We start from the raw sequence: 21,443 nt of genomic DNA, 5'->3' as shown, positions 1-21,443 counted from the left end.
CGCGCCCGGCTCCTATCGAACGAGCCGGTATTCCGCGCCCTCGGAAGAGAACCGAACAGGAGCCCGCCGTGCCCCTTACCGACCCTGTCGGCCGCCCCGCCGTGATAGAGCTCCGCCAGTACACGCTGCGGTCCGGCCGGCGCGAGGAACTCATCGAACTGTTCGACCGCGAGTTCGTCGAGAGTCAGGAGGAGGCCGGGATGGCCGTGCTCGGCCAGTTCCGGGACCTCGACGATCCGGATCGTTTCGTCTGGCTGCGCGGATTCCGGGACATGGCCGCACGCCACGACGCACTCACGGCCTTCTACGGCGGCCCCGTCTGGGCCGAGCACGGCCCGCAGGCCAACACCACCATGATCGACTCCGACGACGTCCTCCTCCTGCGTCCCCTGACGGACGCGAGCGGCTTCGGCGCCTTCCCGTCGCAGCGGCCCCAAGCCGGTGCTCCGGCACCGGAGCGATTCGTGTCCGCCACCGTGTGGTCCTTCCCTCCCGGGCGGCACGAGGGCATCTCCCTCGTCCGGGACGGTCTCCTCCCCCTGCTCCACCGGACGGGATCCGCGCCGCTCGCCGCCCTCACCACCGAGACGGCGTCCAACACGTTCCCCCGGCTGCCGGTCCGCACCGGTGAGAACGTCGCCGCGGTCTTCGCCTCGTACCCCGACGAGAGTGCCCATCGAGAGCACCAGGCCCGGGTACGGGCACATCCCCGCGCACGGGACGAGATCCTTCCGGGACTGGAGCGCGAGCAGACAGCGGCCCCCCGGGTCCTGCGGCTGGCGCCCACCGGCCGGTCGCTCCTCTCCTGACGAGACGAGGGACCGGGCCCATCAGCGTTGCTTATGGGGCGTGCAGGAATGATCGTTGGACGTGAAGCCGTGGCGCCGAGAGCATGATCTGCATGAACGCCACCGCACGCATCGCCCTCGTCGGCGACCGCTCCCCGCATGTCACCTCCCACACCCGGATCCCGCTTCTGCTGGAGGCCCTCGCCGAGCGCGAGCAGCTGGTCCTCGACGCGTACTGGATCCCCACCGCCGAAGCCGGGGCCGAGGCCGGGTCCGGGGCCCTGGCCGGGTTCGACGCCGTGTGGCTGCTGCCCGGCAGCCCGTACGCCAGCGAGGCCGGCGCCCTGGCCGCCGTACGGACCGCCCGGGAGCGGAACATCCCCTTCCTGGGGACCTGCGGCGGGTTCCAGCACGCGCTGCTGGAGTTCGCCCGTGACGTGTGCGGGCTCGCCGCCGCCGCACACGCCGAGAACGACCCCTCGGCCGACGAGCCCCTGATCACCCCGCTCGCCTGCTCGCTCGTGGGACACCAGGGCCTGGTCCGGGCCGAGGCGGGCTCGCTGGCCGAGCGCGTGCTCGGGGCGGAGCGTTCCATGGAGCGCTACCACTGCAACTACGGGCCCGACCCGCGGCAGCTGGAGGTGCTCGAGGCACACGGCCTGCGGCTGTCGGGACGGGACGAGGACGGGCAGGTCCGGATCGCCGAGCTGCCCGGACACCCCTTCTTCCTGGCCACGCTCTTCCAGCCGGAGCTCCACGGCGACGGCACCCGGCCGCACCCGGCGGTCCGCGCGCTGGCCGCCGCGGCCGTGGCCCACGCCACCGCCCGGACGGAGCGGGCCGCCGCGGTCTGACCGCGCCTCCCCCGTCCGGCGGCCGCCGATATCCGGGCGCGGGACACCCCCGCTGATCCGCTATGCTGTGCGTGCACATCGAACGGGTGGTCCGCCACCCTTCGCGGTGGGTGTAGCTCAGTTGGTAGAGCACCTGGTTGTGGTCCAGGTGGCCGCGGGTTCGAGTCCCGTCACTCACCCTTCGTCCCGTGGGGCGTACGAGTTCCTCGTACGCCCCACGGGCTTTTCCCCACGCCGTCCTCACCTCCGGCCTGGCAGGATCAAGGTCATGAGCATCCAAGTCCTGGCCAACGGCGCGGTCGGCTGAGCGGATGGCGATCGATGCCTGGCCGACGCTCACCGCCGCCGCCCTTCTCGCCCTCGCGGTGCTCGCCCTCACGGTCTGGGTCTGGCCGCGGCTGGCGTCGGGCGGCCGACGTCCGGTCCTCGGCCGCGTCGCCCTGCAGCTGGCGATCACCCTGACCCTGGGCGTACCGCTGCTGCTGGCGGTGAACTCCTCGTACGGCTTCTACGCCTCCTGGGGCGACCTGGCGGCACTGGCCCGGGACGACCGGTCCGCCGCACCGGGCCCCTCGGGCGCGGAGGGCGTCCGCGTCCACGGCAGCCACTCCTGGCGGTACCGGGGCTCCTCGGACCCCGCCGTGATCGGGCGGATCGACTCGGTGACGGTGCGCGGGGCGCGCAGCGGGATCTCTTCGCGGGCGTACGTCCACCTCCCCCCGGAGTACCTGAGCGCGCCGCCGTCCGCCCGGGCGGGCTTCCCGGTGGTGGTCGCTCTCAGCGGCTACCCCAGCACCACCCGGGTGCTGATCGACCTGTTCAAGTACCCGCAAGTGGCCCTGGACGGGGTCCGGTCGGGCGCGATGCGGCCCGCGGTGCTGGTGATGCTGACGCCGAACGTGGTGGCGCCGCGCGACACCGAGTGCATGGACGTTCCGGACGGGCCGCAGGTGGAAACGTTTCTGGCGCACGACCTGCGGGCGGCGGTGGCCGAGCACTACGGGCTGAGCCGGGACCCGCGCGCCTGGGGGGTGATGGGCAACTCGGTCGGCGGCTACTGCGCCCTCAAACTCGCCCTGCGTGAACCGGGGTCGTACCGGGCCGCGGCCGGCCTGTCGGCCTCGTACCACGCGGCCAGCGACTCCACGACGGGCGACCTGTTCGGGGGCGACGACCGGTACCGCCGCGAGAACGACCTGCTGTGGCGGCTGCGGAACCTGCCGCAGCCGCCCGTCTCCCTGCTGGTGGCGAGCAGCCGGCGCGGTGAGCACCAGTACCCCGACACGCGCGCCTTCCTCGACGCGGTGCGCCCGCCGGCCCGGGTCTCCTCGATCATCCTGCCGAGCGGCGGACACAACTACGAGACCTGGAACCGCGAGGTGCGACCGGCCCTGGAGTGGCTCGTGGGCCGGCTTCGCACACAGTGACGCCAGGGACGTCAGAGACGTCAGAGACGTTCAAGAACGAGCCGCACCAGGGTGAACCGTCCTTCCCGGAGGAAGCGGAGCGCGGTCCGCTGTTCGCTGATGACGTCGGAGACCGCCTTGGCCCCGATGAGGCCGGCGCCCCGCTGGCGGTTCGCCTCGGCCCGCTGGGTCCAGGCCGTGAGGGTGGCGACGCCGTCCTGCGGGTCCCGCCGTGTCTCGATGAGCCGGAACAGGCCGCTGCTTGCCTCGTTCAGCTCGGACAGGGTGGGCAGGCAGGTCTCCGGGTACACCTTGCGGGACGCCTGCCAGCCCTCCCACACGTTGCGGGCGCCGTCGTACACTGCGGCCGCGCCGGGGCGGCGGCGGCCGGCGGGCGGCAGCACCAGGGAGGGCAGCCAGCCGCGGTCGTCCCAGGCGTTGGCCTGGATGGACATCCGGCCGCCGGGGCGGAGCCAGGAGTGGCTGCGCTCGAAGAACTGCCGGTAGCGGGCCACCCTCCTGGAGCGCCACAGGGTGTTGCCGGCGAAGTGCTCCACCGCCTCGATCGCGATGATCGCGTCGTACGGCGCGTCGGGCCGGTGGTCGAACCAGTTCTCGGTCCGGATCTCGCAGCCGGGCCAGTTCTGGTCGCGGGCCCAAGCGGTCTGGGTCGGGCTCATGTTCAGGCCGACGGCGTGCTTGACGCCGTGGTCCTCGACCAGGCGCTGGAGCAGGCTGCCGTAGCCGCAGCCGACGTCCAGGACCCGTTCGGCGCCGGCCGCGCCCGCCGCCTCGGCGTGGTGGTCCAGCTTGCGCAGCTGGGCCTTCTCCAGGGTGTCCCCGTCCTCCCACATCCCGTAGGAGTAGACCAGCCGCTCCCCCAGGAGCAGCTGGTAGAAGTCACCCAGATAGTCGTACTGATGCACGATCGCCCTGGTGGACGTGCCCTTGTAGGCCCCCTTCGTGCCCTTGTAGGCCGTCCTCGTGCCCTTGCAGGCCGTCTTCGTTCCACTCGCCACGCAAACCCACCAGCCCTTCCCCACCCCCGTCGGTCACATCCGGACCACGTAAGCACCTGGGGCGGTGGTCACCGGGTCTCCCACACCGGTCCGACCCTCCGACCCGCCTGATCGGAGGGTCGCAGGGTCGGACACGGGGGTCAGGAGCGGAGGAAGGACTCGGCCTCCGCCACGAAGGCGACCGGGGTCTCCTGCGGCGGGTAGTGACCGGCGCCGGGGAGGGTGTGGACGCGGGCGTTGGGGTACCAGACGGACCAGGTGGCCCGCATGACCTCGGCGGTCAGCGCGGCGTCGTACTCGCCGACGAGGACCAGCACCGGGACCTCGCTGCCCTTGATCTGGTCGCTGAGGTCCAGGGTCCGCCAGCTCTCCAGGTAGCTCGCGAAGGCGTTCTTCTCGGAGATCTCCACGGAGTGGGCGGCCATCCGGTCGAGCCAGTGGCCGCTCGCCCGGTTGCCGGTGACCGTGTCGATGAGCACCCGACGGGTGTCGGCGGACTCGGCGGCGCCCTGGAAGAGCCCGAGGGTGGCCTCGTCCATCTCGTACGGGGCGGCCGGGACGGGGGTGAGACCGATCAGCTTCTCGACCCGCTCGGGGGCACGGACGAGGACCTGCTGGATGGCCTTGCCGCCCATGGAGTGGCCGATCAGGCTGAAGGTGTCCCAGCCCAGCTCGTCGGCGAGGGCGAGCGCGTCCTCGGCGATCTCGGGCACGTCGAACCGGCCGGGGACGTCACGGCGCTCGCCGTAGCCCCGGTAGTCGAGGAAGGCCCAGCTGAAGGCGTCCGGGTCCAAGTAGTCCAGTGCGGAACCCCAGTTGGCAGAGGTGCCGAACCAGTCGTGGAGCACGATGACGCGGATGGGGCCGGTGCCGATCCTGCGGTGGGCGATGGGCATGCGTTCTCCTCGCGGGGCGGGTGGGACGAAACCAACGCCGTACGTCCTGCCCACCGCACGCCACCTCACACCGCCGCTTTCCGGCCGGTCAGTCCTCCGGCGCCGGAACCCGATCCCGCGTGCTCCCGGCGCGCAGAGCGGCCCGGACCTCGGCCGTCAGCCGGGCCATGGCAGCCCGTTTGGCGGCCTCGGTCCGCACCGGCAGGCCGGCGGCCGTCCGTCGTTCGCGTGCCCGGCGCTTGACTTCTTCCCAGCCGATGCCGCTCATGCCTGCCCCCGGTTCCGTACCCGGCGTGCCGGGCCGCGTTCCCGGCGGGCACGGCATCGCAGCATCGAACCGATGCGGATCTAGCATCGCGCTGTGAAGCCGATATCGAGGACGGTCCGCATCGCCGTGGCAGGGCTCCCGCCGGACTCCGGGTGCGCCTTCCACCCCGACCGGTACGAGATCACCGATGCGGACGAGATCCGCGAGGTGCTGGCAGTGTGGCCGGAGCGTGGGCCGGACGAGGCGTGGTTCGACTGCGGCTGCCCGTGCGGGAACGCCACCCTGTACGAGGCGAGCGGGCAGGTGATCCGTTCGCTGGGGTCGGCCGTGCCGCCGGAACTGGTCCGGCTGCTCGACCCGTCGGAGCCCGGCAGCGTGCCGGAGCGGCACCGGATGCGCTGGGCGGCTGCCGCGCCCGAGGGGCTGCGGGAGTACGCCGCCCGGCTCGCCCGCGGCGAGCGGCCGGACCCGGCGTCGGTCCGCGCGGTGCCGCGTGAGCGGGTGTTCCGGTGGCTGGGCGCCGTACACCCGCATCCGGCGGACGCCGCGCGGCTGCTGGCCGAGGAGGCCCCGGTGGAACTGCTGGCGGCCGAGCGATCGGAGGAGCTGGCCTGGGCGGTGCGCGGGACGGACCGCACCGGGCTGGACGGGGCGGTGCGGTTCTTCGCGAGTGAGCACTTCACCACCCGCCACCCCAAGCGGCGCCGGGTCCCGGACACTGCCCGGGACCTGCTGCTGCGGCATGCGCGCAGCCACCGCCCCGACGTCCTGCCGGTGCTGGAGCGGCGGCTGCTGCGTGTTCCCGAGGACCTGGTCAGGCGGTCCTGATGGCCGGGTCGGAGATGCCCGGGGCGCCCGTTTCCACGCGGCCGGCGAAGCGGCGGAGGAAGGTGGTGTCGAGGTCGGAGACGACCTTGACGTCGTACCAGCGGGCGGTGGTGCGGAGGTCCACCGAGTGGGTGACGGTGGCGCCGGCGGTGACGCGGAGGGTCTGGGGCGTGCCGCCGTAGGCGTTGGTGACGGTGAGGTTGACGGCGGTGGTGCCGCCGTTCTTGAGGGTGAGGTCGAGGTTGCCGGTGGTGGCGTTGTGGCGGGCGGTGACCTCCGGGCCGGTCTTCTTCGCCGGGCCGCGGAAGGTGCGCAGGAAGCCGTTGGGGCCCCAGACCGTCAGGTCGATCTGGTTGCCGGTGGAGCTGTAGGTGCTCCACGTGTCCGACAGGGTCTTGCCCGCCTCGACCGTGTAGGGCCAGGGGCCGTCGGTGCGGTTGGCCGAGGTGATGTGGAAGTGGGCGCCGAGGGCGGGGCCCGAGGAGAAGGTCAGGGTGAACTTGCCGGTGGAGGTGGTGCGGAGGCCGTCGACGTACGGGGCGTAGCCGAGGGCGCGGGACGGCTTGGAGCCCGCCTCCTGCACCGGGAGGGCGCCGGTGGCCGGCGGGGTCGGGTGGTAGCTGGCGTGCCGGTTCTTGTCCGGCGGGAGGTAGCCGGCCGTGGGCGGCAGGGCGGCCGGGGCGGCGTCGGAGATGCTGAAGTCGAAGGCCGAGGTGAGGTCGCCGCAAATGGCGCGGCGCCAGGGCGAGATGTTCGGCTCGGACACGCCGAAGCGCTTCTCCATGAAGCGGATGACCGAGGTGTGGTCGAAGGTCTCGGAGCAGACGTAGCCGCCCTTGCTCCAGGGGGAGACGACGATCATCGGGACGCGCGGGCCGAGGCCGTAGGGGCCGGCGGCGTAGCCGCTGCTGCCCTTGTAGAGGTCGCCGGTGACGTCGGCCGTGGACAGGCCCCAGGCGGAGGAAGCCGGCGGGTACGGCGGCACGACGTGGTCGAAGAAGCCGTCGTTCTCGTCGTAGGTGATGAAGAAGGCGGTCTTGGCCCAGACGTCGGGGTTGGAGGTCAGTGCGTCGAGGACCTGGGAGATGTACCAGGCACCGAAGTTGACCGGCCAGTTCGGGTGCTCGCTGAAGGCCTCGGGGGCCGCGATCCAGGAGACCTGGGGCAGGGTGCCGGCCGCGACGTCGGCACGGAGGCGGTCGAAGAGTCCGTCACCCGCCTTGGCGTTGGTGCCGGTGCGGGCCTTCTCGTACAGGGGGCTGCCGGGCTGGGCGTTGCGGTAGTTGTTGAAGTAGAGCAGGGAGTTGTCGCCGTAGTTGCCGCGGAAGGCGTCGTTGATCCAGCCCCAGGATCCGGCGGCGTTCAGGCCGTCGCCGATGTCCTGGTAGACCTTCCAGGAGATCCCGGCCGTCTCCAGGCGCTCGGGGTACGTCTTCCAGCCGTAGCCGGCCTCCTGGTTGCCGAGGACCGGGCCGCCGCCGGTGCCGTCGTTGCCGGTGTAGCCGGTCCACATGTAGTAGCGGTTGGGGTCGGTGGCGCCGATGAAGGAGCAGTGGTAGGCGTCGCACACGGTGAAGGCGTCGGCCAGGGCGTAGTGGAACGGGATGTCGTTCCGGGTCATGTACGCCATGGTGGTGGCGGTCTTGGCCGGCACCCACTTGTCGTACTTGCCGTTGTTGTACGCCTGGTGGCCGCCGGCCCAGTCGTGGTTGAGCCCCTCGACGAACTGCATGCCCAGGTCGTTGACCTGGGGGTGGAACGGCAGGATGTCCTTGGTGCCGTTGGACTGGTGGAAGACGGACTTCCCGTTGTCCTGGAGGACCGGGCGGGGGTCGCCGAATCCGCGGACGCCCTTCATCGTGCCGAAGTACTGGTCGAAGGAACGATTCTCCTGCATCAGTACGACGATGTGCTCGACGTCCTGGATGGTTCCGGTGGTGCCCTGCGCCTGGATGGCGGCGGCCCGGGCGATGCTCTCCGACAGCATCGCGAAGGCGGCGGTACCGCCCGCCATCTGCAGGAACCGGCGGCGATTGACTTCAGCCATGGGTGACGAACCTCTGGGGTGAGGGGGTGGCATACGAGGGGCGCGTACAGAACAGCGCCCCATCGGGACCGCCCGGCGGCACGTGCATGACGGCCCGTCGTACAACCGGCGAACGACGGGCAAGTACGCCATGTTTCACCGTCCACCACGGTCTGACGACCCCCTGGAGGCGATGCCGTGCACCCTCCCCGTGCCCCCGAGGGCCCGGTTCGCGCCCGCTTGGCGTTTCTGCCGCCGGGGTAGTACCGGGCCGACGCACTCGACAGCACGGGCAGGGTCCGGGAGTCGCCGATGCACCACGTGAGCACCCCCCGGCGGGCCGCCGGGATGACGCTGCCGCCGCCGCTGCCCGCCAGGCCCGTGGTCGGTCCGGCCCACGACCCGCTGGAGCGGGAGGCGGACCTGCTGGCCGGGCAGCTGGTCGCGGAGCGGGGGTCGGGGGGACCGGGGACGGACCTGCAGGTGTTCGGTTCGCGGCTGGGTCTCGACCTCTCCCGGGTGCGGGTGCACACCGGGACCCCGGCCGAGGCGGCCGCGGCTTCCGTCCGGGCCGGGGCGTTCACGGTGGGCGACCAGGTGGTCCTGGGACGCCCGTACCGGGCCGGGGACGCGACGGGTCGCCGCAGGCTGCTGGCTCATGAACTGGCCCATGTGGCCCAGCACCAGCAGGGCCGGGGACGGGCCGGGGACGGGCCGGTGCTGCGCCGGCAGCCGCTGCCGGGGACGGCGGAGGTGGAACGGGAACTGCTGGAGAACGAACGCAGGCTGTCCGACCAGAGCCTGCCCCGGGAGGAACTGCTGCGGCTGGGCAGGGAGCGGGACGCCCTGCTGGCCCGGTACCGCGCGGCGGCCGGGGGCGGCACCGCCCCGGAGCCGGCGGCGGGGACGGCTCGGCAGCCGGGCGGGGCTCCGATGGCTCCGGATGCGGCGGCTGCCCGGCCGGGCGGCGAGCAGGTCGTCCCCGTCGGGGTGACGTACGAGATCGTCGAACCGCTCGCGTACGCGCCGCCGTCGGGCGGCGGGCCCGGCTCCGGTCCGGACGTGGCGGGCGCCGTGCTTCCGTACGCGCCGGGCGGACTGTCCGCGACGGGCCTGTCGGCGCTGCGCTACGTGGACCCGCTGCCGGGTTCCGGCGCGCCCGGTGCCCCGAACGTGTACACCCGCTACGTCCATCCCGGACTGGGCGAACTGCGGCCCCGGCTGTACCAGGACGTGGACATCCCCAAACGGATGGAGGCCTTCGAGCTGTTCGAACGGCGGGGCGCTCGCTTCGGCGACCTGTCCCGGCTGAGTGCGAGGCTGAGGTCGGGCGGGGTGGGCGCGCTCACCGCGGAGGAAGCCGCGCTGCTCAAGGCGGTCACGTACGCCCACGCCGTGGAGAACGCCACCGCTGCGAGTCCGGTGATCTCGCTCACCGAGCTGGAGCCGACGGCGGAGAACGCCAAGCTGCTTCCCCCGAGCGTCAGGACACGGACGTACGTGGTGCGGGTGCGCATCGATCCGAACGACGTCATCCGGGTCAACGAGATCCTCCGCCGGACCGGGCAGCCGGCGCTCGCGGCGGAACGGGAGATCCTGGTGGCCGTGGACCTCGCCGCCGGCGCCGGGCCCCGCGGCCCCGAGATCCTGTCGATCACCGCCAACCAGGCCGGGGGCGCGCCCCTGGCCGGAGCCCTCGGGAAGGGTCTGCGGTTCGCGGGCAAGGCGTTGATGGTGATCGGAGCGGCGCTGGCCGTGGGCGAGGTGGTCACGGCGCAGGGGCCGGGGCGGCGGGAGACGCAGGGGCGGGCGGCGGGCTCCTTCGTCGGCGGGACGGCCCTGGCGGCGTTCGGCACCGGGCTGGTGGTGGGGCTGGGCGTGGCGACGGGCGGGGTGGCGCTGGTGCTGATCGGGCTGGGGCTGGGAGTGGCCGGTGCGGTCGGGGGCGGGGCGCTCGGCGGCCGGATCGGCCGCGCCTTCGACTGAGGCCCCGCCGCCCGGCCGGGCCGGCCTGGTCACGGGGCCGGTCGCGGGTGGAGTTCCGGGCGGGCGTCCCACCAGGCACGGTGGAACGGGTTGTTGTCGAGGTTCGCCAGGTAGGCGCGGACGGCCGCCCGGTAGAGGAGGTCGGCCTGTTCGGCGGAGACCGCCGAACGGTTCCACGCGAGCCGGATCCGGCCGGTGACCGGGTCGCCGGCCAGCGGGCGGAGGACGGTGCCGGGGGCGGCGGGTGCGGTGGGCTGGGTCAGGGAGACCGCCCGCCCGGCCGCGATGAGGTCGTAGTGCATCTTCCGGTCGGTGATCCGGTGCCGCAGGTCGGGGGTGAAACCGGCCCGGGCGCAGGCCTCGACGAGTGCCTCGGGGCCGCCGTCGTCATCCTCGACCAGGGTCATCCAGGGCTCTCCGGCCAGGTCGGCGAGGTCGATCTCGGCCCGCCCGGCGAGGTGGTGGGTGGCGGCGAGGCGGACGCAGAACGGCTCCCGCGCGATCAGGGTGCGGGCCAGGGTGCCTTCCGGGAGCGGGACCTCGTGGTCGTTGACCTCCCCGTAGAGGATCACGTCGTACTGGCCGGCGCCCAGCATCCGGGTGAGCACGGTGACGGAGTGCTCCAGCTCGACCGAGACACTCTGACTGCTCGTCACTTCATCGAGCTGGCCCAGGAGTTCGTCGACAAGAACGAGCAGGATGCAGCCCAGCCGGAGCGGTCCGGCACCCTGCGCCACGGCTCGCGCGCCGGCGGCGAGGGCGTCCATCTCGCCCAGCACGCGGCGGGCCCGTTCCAGGACGAACTCCCCCAGAGGGGTGGGTTCGACGCCGCTGCGGCCACGGAAGAACAGCTCGCCGCCGGCGACCCGCTCGATCCGGCGCAGCTGGGCGGAGAGCGCCGGCTGGGAAACCCCCAGACGGGTCGCCGCACGTCCCAGACTGCCCGCTTCCGCAATCCGGCAGACGGCCTCCAGATGTCTCAACTCCAGCTGCATTTCGGCAGCGTATGCAAGGTGCGGGCGGCGCACCATAACCCCGGTCTTATGCCTGCAGAGATGTCCCGATCTGGTCATGCACACGTCGATACTCGGCGCTACCCACCGTCTCCCCCCACCTGATCGGAGCAGACGTTGCAGCGCACCCGTATGACGGCGGCCGTGGCAGCCCTCGCGCTGACCGCGAGCCTGGCCGGCGTCGTCGCCGGAACGGCCTCGGCGGCCACCCCGCAGCCGCAGCCCGCACCCCCCGAGCGGGGCAGGTCCCTCGCCCTCGCCGCCGCCGACGCCGCGGCCGCGAACGGCCTCGACGCCCTGCGCCACGGCGCCGACGAGAAGCTCGTGCGGACCTCGGTGACCCCGTGGGCCAACGGCCTCTTCTACACCTCCTACCAGCGGACCTACCGCGGTCTGCCGGTGCACGGCGGCGGCGACGCCGTGGTGCTCGCGGACAGCGCGGGCAAGGTCCGTGACATCACCGCCGCCCCCGCCCCGGCCCTGAAGCTGTCGACCCGCAGCAGGGTTTCGGCGGCCGCCGCCGGGGCCACCGCCCGCGGGCAGCTGGCCACCGTGGAGGAGGCCTCCAAGCCCGAGCTGACCGTGCTGGTCAAGGACGGCAAGCCGGTGCTGGCCTGGCACACCCTGGTCACCGGCCGCACCGCGGAGAACGCCCCGGCCGGGCTGGACACGTACGTGGACGCGAACACCGGCAGGATCGTTCAGGCGGCCGACAAGGTCCGCCACGCCGACGGCCGCGGCTACCACAACGGCAACGTCACCATCGACACCGCCGCCTCCTCGATGACCGACCCGAACCGCTCCGGTTTCCGCTGCGGCGGCCAGAACGGCAGCGCGTACACCGGCTCCTCGCCGTGGGGCAACGGCGGTGCCAACGACCTGGTGACCGCGTGCGTGGACATCATGTACGCGGCCCAGCGCGAGTCGGACATGCTCAAGCAGTGGTTCGGCTACAACGGGATCAACGGGCAGGGCGGGATGGTCCCGGCCCGGGCCGGGCTCGGCGAGGTCAACGCCTACTACGACGGCACCAAGACCACGTACGGCCGCAACCAGAACGGCACCAACCAGCTCACCGGCATCGACGTGGTGGCGCACGAGTACGGCCACGAGATCTTCGACAGGACCCCGGGCAGCGCCGGCAACAGCAACGAGAACGGCGGGATGAACGAGTCCACCGGGGACATATTCGGTGCGCTCACCGAGCACTTCGCCAACAACCCGAACGACACCCCGGACTACACGGTCGGCGAGAAGCTGAACTTCCTCGGCGACAACAAGCCGATCCGGTACATGTACAACCCGTCGCTCCGCAACAACGACCCCAACTGCTACAACCAGCTGACCTCCGGCACCGAGGTGCACGCCGCCGCCGGACCGCAGAACCACTGGTTCTACCTGCTGGCCGAGGGCTCCAGCCCGGGCGGCGGCAAGCCCGCCAGCCCCATATGTTCCGGCGGCCCCTCGTCGGTGACCGGCATCGGCATCCAGAAGGCCGGCAAGATCTTCATGGGCGGGCTGCTCGCCAAGACCTCCTCCTGGAACCACCTCGCGGCCCGCAAGGCCACGGTGGCCGCCGCCAGGAACACCTACGGCAGCGCCGAGTGCCAGGCGGTCAAGACGGCCTGGGACGCGATCCGGGTCCCCGCCCAGTCCGGTGAGGCCGACTGCGGCGGCACCGGCACCCCGGACTTCTCCCTCGCCCTGGACCCGGCCTCCGGTTCGGTCCAGCCGGGCGGCTCGGTGACCGCCAGGGTGAACACGTCCACCACCGGCGGCGGCGCGCAGACCGTGCATCTCGCGGCGAGCGGCGCCCCGGCCGGGGTCACGGTCTCCTTCAGCCCGTCCTCGGTGACCTCCGGGCAGTCGGCCACCATGACCGTCACGGCCTCCGCCTCGGCGGCCAACGGCACCTACCCGATCACGGTCACCGGCACCGGCTCGGCCACGCACTCGGTCACCTACAACCTGGCCGTGGGCACCACCACCCCGCCCACCGGCTGCGACAACTCCGAGTACACGTACCGCGGGACGCTGGCCTCCGGCCAGGCCCAGGTCCAGCCGGACGGCTCGTACTACTACTCGGCCACGGCCGGCACGCACACGGGCTGCCTGCGCGGCCCGGCCGGCACCGACTTCGACCTCTACCTGCAGAAGTGGAACGGCTCCGGCTGGGTGGACGTCGCGGTCTCCGGTGACGCCGGCGCCGACGAGGACATCAGCTACGGCGGGACCGCCGGCTACTACCGCTACCTGGTCCACGCCTACAGCGGATCCGGTGCCTACACCCTGGGCCTGAGCGCCCCGTAGGCCCCACGGAACCCAAGGGACCCAAGACCCATGGGACCCATGGGACCCAAGGGACCCGGGACCCCTTGAGCCCGGCCGTTCCGGCCCACGTGCGCCGGGGGGCGTGCGTACGCCGGGTGGTCCCTCCGCACCGGGGCCGCCCGGGGGTCCTTCCCCCGGGCGGCCCCGGCCGTGGTGCGACCCGGCCGGGTCAGGCGCGGCGGCCCGATCCCCGGGTGAGGGAGTAGCCGAAGACGCCGGCGAGCGCGGCCAGTACGCCGCCCGCCGCCGTCCAGAGCCAGCGGTCCGACCACCAGCCGCCTGACCATCCGTCCTCGGGCTCACGGAGCGAGCCCGAGGACGGCGCCGCGCCCGGGACCAGCGGCGCACCGAGGGCGCCGTCCACCGCGTACGCGCCGCCCGTGTCCTTCACGGACGCCTCCACGGCCGCCTGCACGGGCAGGCCCAGGTCCTCCTGCGGGCCGCCGACGACCGTCAGCCGCACGTAGTAGCTGCCCGGCAGCGGGTCGTTCGACCACGCCTCGGCGCCCGTCCGTACGGGACGCAGGGTGCAGGACACCTCGACCGACCCGGCCTCCTTCGCGGCCGCCGCGGTCTGCGCGCCGTACATGCAGGGCTGGCGGCGGCGCAGCCCGTCGTACACGTCGAGCCGCCAGGTCGACGCGCCGTGCCGGGAGGCCGCCTCGGGCAGGGTGACCGTGGCCTTGACGGTGGCCCGCTGGCCGGCGTCCAGCGGGACCACCCAGTACAGGTAGTCGCCGGTGGAGGCGGAGGCGGTGGCCTTCTGGCCGGGCCGGAACGCGGCCGCGGTGCGGAAGCCGGTGCCCGCCTCGGTCGGGGCGGCGGAGGACGAGGAGCCCTTGTCCGCGTCCTTCTTGGTCGCGTCCGGCGAGGGTGCCGCCACGGCCGCACCCGTTCCGGCGAGCAGCGCGGTGCCGGCCAGCAGCGCGGCGGTCAGTGTGCGTACGGCCCGCATCAGTTGGTCCTCCAGACGGAAACGCGCCAGCGCGACAGCCAGCCCCACACGAGGCCGGCGAGCAGCCCGGCCAGTACCAGGACGAGGAGCAGCCACCAGCCGCGGCCCAGCCCGAAGGAGGCGGCGTCGGACGCGTCGCCGGGCCCGTCGACGAGGTCGACGGTCAGCTCCAGTGGCATGCCCGGGGTGGTCTTGACCCCGGCGGGCGCCGAGAAGGAGTTGCTGACCTGCAGGCACACGGTCTCCGTGCCGGCACCGGAGTCGGCACCGGAGGCCTCGTCATCCTCGTCGACCTCGCCCTTGGGGTAGCGCAGGCCTGCGGAGATCACGTCGGTGCGCCCGTCGCCGGCCTCCGAGCCGCGGACGATCTCCCGTCCGTGCGCGGTGGTCGCGCGGATCAGCACGCCGTAGTCGTTGTTGACGGCCCGGTCGGCCGCGAGGCTGACGGAGGCGCGGAGTTCCTGGCCGGGCTTGACGTCCACCCGGTACCAGCGGTGCTCGCCGAAGGACTCGCGGTCGCTGTAGAGGCCGGGCTTCAGCTGCGGGGCCCCCTGGCACTGCCGGCCGCCCTCGGTGGCGACGGGGGTGACGACCGGGTCCGCGGCGCGGTCCACGAGCTGTCTGACCCGGCCGGAGAGTTCGTCGGTGTGCCGTACGGAGGTGTACGTGCCGCCGGTCGCCTCGGCGATGCAGACCAGCTGCCGGCGGGTCTTCTCGTCCGGGACCAGGCCGAGGGTGTCGATGACCAGGTGTATGCCCTTGGCCGCGATCTCCCGGGCCACCACGCACGGGTCGAGCGGGGCGCAGGTGTCCTCGCCGTCGGTGATGAGCACGATCCGGCGGGTCGCGTCGCCGCCTTCGAGGTCCTGGGCCGCGCCGAGCAGGGCGGGCCCGATCGGGGTCCAGCCGGTGGGGGCGAGGGTGGCCACCGCCGTCTTGGCCTCGGTCCGGTTCAGCGTCCCGACCGGGTAGAGCTGCCTGGTGTCCTTGCAGCCCTGCTGCCGGTCCGGGCCCGGGTAGTCGGCGCCCAGGGTGCGGATGCCCAGCCGGACCTCGTCCGGGACCGCGTCGATGACCTCGTTGAAGGCCTGCTTCGCGGCCGCCATGCGGGACTTGCCGTCGATGTCGGTGGCGCGCATCGAGCCGCTGACGTCGAGGACCAGTTCGACCTTGGGGGGTTCCTTCGCCGCCGGGGCGTCGGCCGCGGCGGGGGTGGGGGGAAGTCCGACGGCCAGTGCGGCGAGCAGTCCGCACACTCCGGCCGCCAGCCGTTGTCTTGTGATCATCGCCGGATCGTATTGAGGATCGTCCCACCGGCCAAAAATCGACCGAGGGGTGGGCGCGGCCCGGATCGACCCCGCCCACCCCCGCCCGCCCCCGTACGGCCGTCGCGCTCCCGCGGCCCTTCGCGGGAGGGCGAGCCGGTCAGGCGGCCGAGTCCGCCATCCGCCGGCGCAGGCCCAGCGGCCGCATGTCCGTCCACACCCGGCCGATGTGGTCCAGGCACTCCTGGCGGGTGCCCGCCGTGCCCTCGGCGTGCCAGCCGGCCGGCAGTTCCCGGTCCGCCCGCCAGATCGAGTACTGCTCCTCGTCGTTGCGCACGACCCGGTAACCGGCCTCGTCGCCGTCGCCGTGAGTCATCTGTCGGTCCTCCCGTACTCGCCCGCTGTCGTGGTCGGGGCCAGCCTGCCCCGCCGGGACCGGCCGGCCACAGAGACAAACGCGCAGCAGGACCGGCGGAGGACGCTGCCGCTCCTTCCCTGTCCGGCCCGGTGTCCGCCCCGGCAGGGTTCTTCCGCAGCCAGCCTGGAAGGAGTCGTCATGCCGGAGAGCCCGGACAGCCCGGAGAACGTGCATCTGCCCACCGGGGGGTGGCGCCTGTGGGAGCACTTCGCCCTCCGCGGGCCCGGCTTCCCGGCCGAGGGGGTGCTGCGCATGGCCCCACCGGGGCTGGCGCTCGCCGCCGACAAGTTCGGGCCCGGGGACCAGCTCGCCGGGCAGGAGTGGGACACCTTCGCGGAGTCCTTCGACTCCGGTGCCGTGCGCACCGCGGTGCTGCTCCAGGAGATCGCCGCCTCGCCCCGCTTCCGGGCCGCCGTGGCCTGGCAGAACCCGGCCGTGCTGCGCACCGGCATCGCCCCGTTCCTCAACTGGACGCCGACCGCCGGGAGCCGTACCAGCATGCCGCGGCAGCGCGAGGAGCTCGTGGCGCACTACTGGCAGCGGTTCTGCGTGAAGAACGACACGATCGGGTTCTTCGGCCCGGTCGGCTGGGGCCGCTGGGACCTCGGCACCCGGGACATCGACGTGGATCCCGGTTCCGGGTTCCTCGCCGACTCCCGTGTGTACTTCGCCAGCTGGGCGATCGACGCGCTCGCCAAGACCCTGGGTGCCGACCCGGCGGTGCGCGCCTGGATCCCGCCCCGCCGGGTGTCCTTCGTACGCATCGACGCCGACGGCGACGCCGGCGGCGAGGGTGCCAGCAACGGGGCCGGCGGCGCCCGGGTCAACATGCCGGGACGGCCGCCCCAGGACATCGACCCGGTGCTGCGGTCCGTGCTGGAACGCTGCGACGGCCGGCGGACGGTGGCCGGCATCGCCGCCGACACCGGCCTCACCGCGGACGCGGCGACCGCGGCGGTGGAGGCCCTGGTCGCCAGGCGGTGGGCGTACTGGCGGCTGGACGTGCCCTCGGGCACCCACCCGGACCGGGAGCTGCGCGCCATCCTCGGCAGGATCGGCGACCCGGAGGTCCGGGAGCCGGCGCTGGCGAAGCTCGCCGTCCTGGAACGCGGGCGGGACGCCGTGCAGGCCGCAGGGCTCGACGCCGAGGCCCTCACCGCCGCGATCGGCGCGCTGGAGGCGGACTTCGCCGCGCTGACCGCGACCGACGCCCAGCGGTCCAAGGGGTCGCGGACCGCGCCCTGCCGCGGCCTGGTGTACTCCGACGCCCGCCGGGCGGCGACCGCCACCCTGGGCACCGGCCTCCTCGGCGAACTGAGCCCGCTCGCACTGTGCCTGACGGCGGCGCGCTGGATGACCAACCGGGTCGCGTCGGAGATCGGCGCGCTGATCGGCGAGGCGTACGGGAAGCTGCGCGCGGCGGCCGGCCCGGACGGCCGGGTCGACCTGGGGCAGCTCTGGATGGCCACGCTTCCGTCCCCGCACCCGCAGGCCGGCCGGATCATCGACGAGGCCCACGCCGAGCTGCGGGCCAAGTGGGCCCGGATCCTGGAGGTGCCCGAGGGCGCGCGCAGCGTCCGGGTGTCCTCCGCGGACATCGCCGAGCGGGTCCGCGAGGAGTTCGACGAGCCGGGTGCCGGCTGGTCGCTGGCCCGCTACTTCAGCCCGGACGTGCTGGTCGTCGCCGAGGACCGGGCGGCCGTGGCCCGCGGGGAGTTCGAGCTGGTCCTCGGCGAGATGCACTGCGCGCTCAACACGATGGGCGCCTCCCTCTTCGTCCACCAGCACCCCGACCGGAACGAGCTGCTGGCCGAGACCTCCCGTGACTTCCCCGGTCCCCGGCTGTTCCCGCAGCTCCCCAAGGAGCTGCCGCTGCGCTGGTCGACGCGGAGCCGGCCTTCGCTGGACCGGCCCGAGGACTACTACGTCGCCGTGATCGACGACACCGGCGACCCGCACCGGCCGCGCACGGTGCTCGGCGCGGACGTGGCGGTGGAGGACCGCGCCGGGAAGCTGGTCGCGGTGCTGCCCGACGGTGCGGCCTTCGACGTGCTCGACGTGTACGCCAACACGCTCACCCAGCGGGTCATGGACAAGTTCACGCTCCGTCCGGAGGGCGAGCACACCCCGAGGATCAGCATCGACAGGATGGTGGTGGCCCGGGAGACCTGGTCGCTTCCGGTGTCCGAACTCGCCTTCGCGGAGGAGAAGTCGGAGGCGAAGCGGTACGTGCGGGCCCGGCACTGGCAGCGCGAACGCGACCTGCCGCGCTTCGTGTTCGTGGTCTCGCCGACCGAACCCCGGCCGTTCTACGTGGACTTCGACAGTCCCGTGTACGTGACCATCCTCGCCAAGGCGGCCCGTCGGCTGGCCCGCAAGGACCCCGGGGCCCGGCTGAAGGTCAGCGAGATGCTGCCCACGCCGGAGCAGGCCTGGCTGACCGACGACGAAGGCCGGACGTACACCTCGGAGCTGCGCTTCGTGGCCGTGGACCAGACGGCGGTCGGGCAGGCGCCCGCGCCCGGTGACCGCCCCGCAGAGCCGCCGCGGGAGGCGTGATGCGCACCTTCGTCGACGACATCGCCGCGCACGCCCGCCGCACCCCCGGGCGCGTCGCGGTCACCACCCCGGACGGCGAGGTCACCTACGGCGCCCTGGCCGCCCGGATCGAGTCCCTCGCCCTGCTGCTGCGGGCCCGTGGCGCCCGCCCGGAGACGGTGTGCGCGGTGGCCGTGGAACGCGGCGTGGACGCCGTGGTCGCCCTGGCGGCCGTGGTGCGCTCCGGCGCGGCCTTCCTGGCCCTGGACGTGGAGCAGCCGCCGGCCCGGCTCGCCGCGCTGGTGCGCAGTGGCGGCGCGGACCTGCTGCTGACCACCTCGGCCGGCGCCGTGCGCTTTGGCCCGCTGGTGCCCGGGGAGCCGGTGCTGCTGGACCGGCCCGGCGCGGTGCCGCCCGGCCCGGCCCCGGACGGCCCGCCGGACGGGCGGGCGCTGGCGTACGTCAGCCACACCTCGGGCAGCACCGGGGAGCCCAGCGCCGTCCTGGTGGAGCACCGCGGCCTTGACAACTACCTGCGGTTCGTGGTCCGCGCGTACGGGCTGGGGCCGGACACGGTCACCCTGCAGCTGGCCCCGGCCGGCTACGACGCCTCGGTCCGGGACACCTTCGCGCCGCTGCTGGCGGGCGGCAGGCTGGTGCTCGTACCGCGTTCGGCCCTGCTGCGGGCCGAGGAGTTCGGCGCGACCGTGCGGGAACACGGCGTGAACGCGCTGCTCAGCGTGACCCCGTCCTTCCTGTCCTTCCTGGCCGGGCAGCCCGGTGCGGGCGGACTGCTGGCCGGCGTGACGCTGGTGGTGTCCAGCGGGGAGTCGCTGCGGCCGTTCCTGGCGGCGGGCGGCCGGTCCCTGCTGGCAGGCGCACTGGTGAACCAGTACGGGCCCACCGAGTGCACCATGACCTCCACCCGGTACGCCGTCCCGGCCGCCCCGGACACCCGGGCCGACCTGGTCGGGACCCCGATCGACGGGGTCGCCGTACGGCTGCTGGACGCGGCGCTGGAGCCGGTCGCGGACGGGGAGGCCGGGGAGGTGTACATCGGCGGCGCCGGGGTGGCCCGTGGCTACGGAGGCCGGCCGGCCCGCACCGCCGAGTGCTTCGTGCCGGACCCGTGGGGGGTGCCGGGGACGCGCATGTACCGGACCGGGGACCTGGCCCGCCGGACCGGGGACGGCGGCCTGGAGTACCTGGGCCGCGGCGACCGCCAGGTGAAGATCCGCGGATACCGGGTGGACCCGGCGGAGGTCGAGGGCGCGCTGCTGGCGCACCCCGGGGTGACGGGGGCGGTGGTGACGCCCGGCACGGACGGGCAGGGCCGGGTGTTCCTGGTCGCCCATGTGACCGGCGCCCTGGCCGGCACCACCGACGCGGCGCTCCGCGCCCACCTGGGCGCGACGCTGCCGCCGCACCTGATGCCGCGCCGGTTCGAGCGGCTGGACCGGCTGCCCACCACCCGCAGCGGCAAGGCGGACCGCCGTGCCCTGACCGAAACCGGAGGCCGCCGATGACCACGAGTGCGTTACTTTCCCCCGCCCCGTTGCCGGCTCCGCCCGTCCCCCCGGGCGTGGTGGCCGAAGCGGCCGAACGGATCGCCGGGCACGTGCGGCGCACCCCGCTGCTGCCCGGGCTGCCCGCGCCGGGCCGGCGCAGGGCCGGCTGGGGACTGCTCCTGAAGGCCGAACACCTGCAGCACGGCGGCTCGTTCAAGCTGCGCGGCGCCGCGAACGCGGTGCTCGCGCTCGGTGCCGGTGCGATCGTCGCCGGCTCCTCCGGCAACCACGGGCTCGCCCTGGCCCGGCTGGCCCGGCCGCTCGGCATCGAGGTGACGGTGGTGCTGGCGGCCGGGGCCAGCCCGGTGAAGGCCGCCGCGATCCGCGCCCTGGGCGGCCGTACGGTGACCGTGCCGGGCGGGGTCGCCGACCGGGACGCCCACGCCGGGGAACTGGCCAAGGAGACCGGGGCGCTGCTGGTGCCGTCCTCCGACCACGAGCTGGTGGTCGCGGGGCAGGGCACCGTCGGCCTGGAGATCCTCGCCGAAGTGCCCGACGTACGGACCCTGTACGTCCCGGTGGGCGGCGGCGGGCTGCTGGCCGGGGTGTGCCTGGCCGCCCGGGAGCACCCCGTGCGGGTGGTGGGCGTGGAGCCCGCGGCCACCCCCCGGTACGCGCGCTCGCTGGCCGCGGGCCGGCCGGTGCGGCTCGCGCCGAGCGACACCGTCGCCGACGGGCTGCGCGCGCAGGCGCCGGGCGTGGTGACCTATCCGATCGTCCGCGACCGGGTCGACGACCTGGTCGCGGTGTCCGACGCCGAGATCCTCGCGGCTGCCGCGCTGCTGCGGCGCCGCGGGGTGGAGGCCGAGCCCAGCGGGGCCGTGGCCCTGGCCGGGGCGCTGCGCGCGGGGCGGGACGCCGGGCGGGCCGTCGCCGTCGTCTCCGGCGGCAACACGGCCACGGCACTGGCCGCGGCGGCCGGGGCGCACTGCGCCCACGGCGAGCACGGCGAACGCGGCGAACGCGGCGAGCACCACTCGGTACACGACGACAACCGCACGGCAGACGACCACCGAACCGCGCAGGAGGACTTCTCATGACCACGACCCAGGACCTGACCTCGCTGGTGACCGACGCCTACCGGGAGACCCTCGGGGTGGACGGGCTGGACGAGAACAGCGACTTCTACGAGTGGGGCGGCGACTCGCTGACCGCCTTCCGGATCACCGCCCGCCTGGAGGAGGCCCTCGGCACGGAGGTCCCGGTGGCGCTGGTCTTCGCCTACCCGACGCCGGCCGACCTCGCGGCGGTCGTCGAGTCCGATCTCGTCCGGGTGTGAGGGGC

18 protein-coding genes and 1 tRNA gene are annotated in these 21,443 nt (G+C 73.8%); 11 read left to right on the top strand and 8 right to left on the bottom strand.

The genetic code is table 11. The annotated features are described in order from the left end of the window. Positions 1-68 precede the first annotated feature (68 nt). The 4 genes from ACGFQ9_RS37120 (at position 69) to ACGFQ9_RS37105 (ending at position 3,069) form a co-directional block, all read left to right on the top strand. The gene (locus ACGFQ9_RS37120; RefSeq protein WP_393580209.1) at positions 69-809 is read left to right on the top strand and encodes an NIPSNAP family protein; all 741 of its coding nucleotides are present in this window, start codon (positions 69-71) and stop codon (positions 807-809) included. A 92-nt stretch (positions 810-901) separates the two neighbouring features. Continuing rightward, a complete protein-coding gene (locus ACGFQ9_RS37115) occupies positions 902-1,642 on the top strand; it encodes a hypothetical protein (protein ID WP_393580208.1) in 741 nt (246 codons plus the stop codon). A gap of 106 nt (positions 1,643-1,748) precedes the next feature. Next, positions 1,749-1,821: transfer RNA gene (locus tag ACGFQ9_RS37110), tRNA-His, on the top strand. A gap of 132 nt (positions 1,822-1,953) precedes the next feature. Next, positions 1,954-3,069, top strand: coding sequence for an alpha/beta hydrolase (locus ACGFQ9_RS37105; protein WP_393580207.1), 1,116 nt, complete (start codon positions 1,954-1,956; stop codon positions 3,067-3,069). 20 nt (positions 3,070-3,089) lie between these two features. Here ACGFQ9_RS37105 and ACGFQ9_RS37100 read toward each other — a convergent pair whose 3' ends face one another. The 3 genes from ACGFQ9_RS37100 to ACGFQ9_RS37090 form a co-directional block, all read right to left on the bottom strand. Continuing rightward, complete coding sequence (locus ACGFQ9_RS37100) at positions 3,090-4,067, bottom strand: SAM-dependent methyltransferase (RefSeq protein WP_393580206.1); 978 nt, start codon at positions 4,065-4,067, stop codon at positions 3,090-3,092. Positions 4,068-4,207: 140 nt separating this feature from the next. Further along, a complete protein-coding gene (locus tag ACGFQ9_RS37095) occupies positions 4,208-4,963 on the bottom strand; it encodes an alpha/beta fold hydrolase (RefSeq protein ID WP_393580205.1) in 756 nt (251 codons plus the stop codon). Positions 4,964-5,051: 88 nt separating this feature from the next. Continuing rightward, the gene (locus tag ACGFQ9_RS37090) at positions 5,052-5,231 is read right to left on the bottom strand and encodes a hypothetical protein (protein WP_393580204.1); all 180 of its coding nucleotides are present in this window, start codon (positions 5,229-5,231) and stop codon (positions 5,052-5,054) included. 93 nt (positions 5,232-5,324) lie between these two features. Here ACGFQ9_RS37090 and ACGFQ9_RS37085 point away from each other — a divergent pair, with 93 nt between their 5' ends. After that, positions 5,325-6,059, top strand: coding sequence for a hypothetical protein (locus ACGFQ9_RS37085; protein WP_393580203.1), 735 nt, complete (start codon positions 5,325-5,327; stop codon positions 6,057-6,059). On the opposite strand, the gene ACGFQ9_RS37080 is transcribed toward ACGFQ9_RS37085, so the two are convergent. Then, complete coding sequence (locus ACGFQ9_RS37080) at positions 6,046-8,106, bottom strand: phosphocholine-specific phospholipase C (RefSeq protein ID WP_393580201.1); 2,061 nt, start codon at positions 8,104-8,106, stop codon at positions 6,046-6,048. The two genes, ACGFQ9_RS37085 and ACGFQ9_RS37080, sit on opposite strands and share 14 nt — an antisense overlap. Positions 8,107-8,397: 291 nt before the next feature. On the opposite strand from ACGFQ9_RS37080, the gene ACGFQ9_RS37075 reads away from it, so the two are divergent. Further along, entirely contained in the window at positions 8,398-10,071 is a 1,674-nt protein-coding gene (locus ACGFQ9_RS37075) for a DUF4157 domain-containing protein (protein WP_393580199.1), read from the top strand. Positions 10,072-10,100: 29 nt separating this feature from the next. Here the strand turns inward: ACGFQ9_RS37075 and ACGFQ9_RS37070 are convergent, their stop codons facing one another. Beyond that, positions 10,101-11,066: a LysR family transcriptional regulator gene (locus ACGFQ9_RS37070; protein ID WP_393580197.1), complete on the bottom strand. Its 966-nt coding sequence runs from the start codon at positions 11,064-11,066 to the stop codon at positions 10,101-10,103. Between the two features lie 135 nt (positions 11,067-11,201). Here ACGFQ9_RS37070 and ACGFQ9_RS37065 point away from each other — a divergent pair, with 135 nt between their 5' ends. Next, positions 11,202-13,394, top strand: a complete 2,193-nt coding sequence (locus tag ACGFQ9_RS37065) for a M4 family metallopeptidase (RefSeq protein ID WP_393580196.1) — start codon at positions 11,202-11,204, stop codon at positions 13,392-13,394. A 190-nt stretch (positions 13,395-13,584) separates the two neighbouring features. Here the strand turns inward: ACGFQ9_RS37065 and ACGFQ9_RS37060 are convergent, their stop codons facing one another. From ACGFQ9_RS37060 to ACGFQ9_RS37050, 3 genes are all read right to left on the bottom strand, one after another. After that, the gene (locus ACGFQ9_RS37060; RefSeq protein WP_393580194.1) at positions 13,585-14,370 is read right to left on the bottom strand and encodes a hypothetical protein; all 786 of its coding nucleotides are present in this window, start codon (positions 14,368-14,370) and stop codon (positions 13,585-13,587) included. Continuing rightward, positions 14,370-15,656 (bottom strand): VWA domain-containing protein, encoded by a 1,287-nt coding sequence (locus tag ACGFQ9_RS37055; RefSeq protein ID WP_393580192.1) that lies wholly within the window; start codon positions 15,654-15,656, stop codon positions 14,370-14,372. Before ACGFQ9_RS37055 ends, ACGFQ9_RS37060 begins: the two co-directional genes overlap by 1 nt. A gap of 139 nt (positions 15,657-15,795) precedes the next feature. Beyond that, a complete protein-coding gene (locus tag ACGFQ9_RS37050; protein ID WP_393580191.1) occupies positions 15,796-16,011 on the bottom strand; it encodes an MbtH family protein in 216 nt (71 codons plus the stop codon). 180 nt (positions 16,012-16,191) lie between these two features. Between ACGFQ9_RS37050 and ACGFQ9_RS37045 the strand changes: the two genes are divergently transcribed. Genes ACGFQ9_RS37045 through ACGFQ9_RS37030 form a run of 4 tightly spaced genes read left to right on the top strand, consistent with a single transcriptional unit; the run spans position 16,192 to position 21,438 of the window. Then, the gene (locus ACGFQ9_RS37045) at positions 16,192-18,612 is read left to right on the top strand and encodes a lantibiotic dehydratase (protein ID WP_393580190.1); all 2,421 of its coding nucleotides are present in this window, start codon (positions 16,192-16,194) and stop codon (positions 18,610-18,612) included. After that, positions 18,612-20,117 (top strand): amino acid adenylation domain-containing protein, encoded by a 1,506-nt coding sequence (locus tag ACGFQ9_RS37040; protein ID WP_393580189.1) that lies wholly within the window; start codon positions 18,612-18,614, stop codon positions 20,115-20,117. The genes ACGFQ9_RS37045 and ACGFQ9_RS37040 overlap by 1 nt, the downstream gene beginning before the upstream one ends. Continuing rightward, positions 20,114-21,199, top strand: coding sequence for a threonine/serine dehydratase (locus tag ACGFQ9_RS37035; RefSeq protein ID WP_393580187.1), 1,086 nt, complete (start codon positions 20,114-20,116; stop codon positions 21,197-21,199). The genes ACGFQ9_RS37040 and ACGFQ9_RS37035 overlap by 4 nt, the downstream gene beginning before the upstream one ends. After that, positions 21,196-21,438, top strand: coding sequence for an acyl carrier protein (locus ACGFQ9_RS37030; protein WP_393580186.1), 243 nt, complete (start codon positions 21,196-21,198; stop codon positions 21,436-21,438). The genes ACGFQ9_RS37035 and ACGFQ9_RS37030 overlap by 4 nt, the downstream gene beginning before the upstream one ends. Positions 21,439-21,443: the final 5 nt, after the last annotated feature.

This window comes from Streptomyces sp. NPDC048603, from assembly GCF_043199475.1.
Classification (GTDB): Bacteria; Actinomycetota; Actinomycetes; order Streptomycetales; family Streptomycetaceae; genus Streptomyces.
This window is presented reverse-complemented; position numbering and strand designations above follow the sequence as displayed.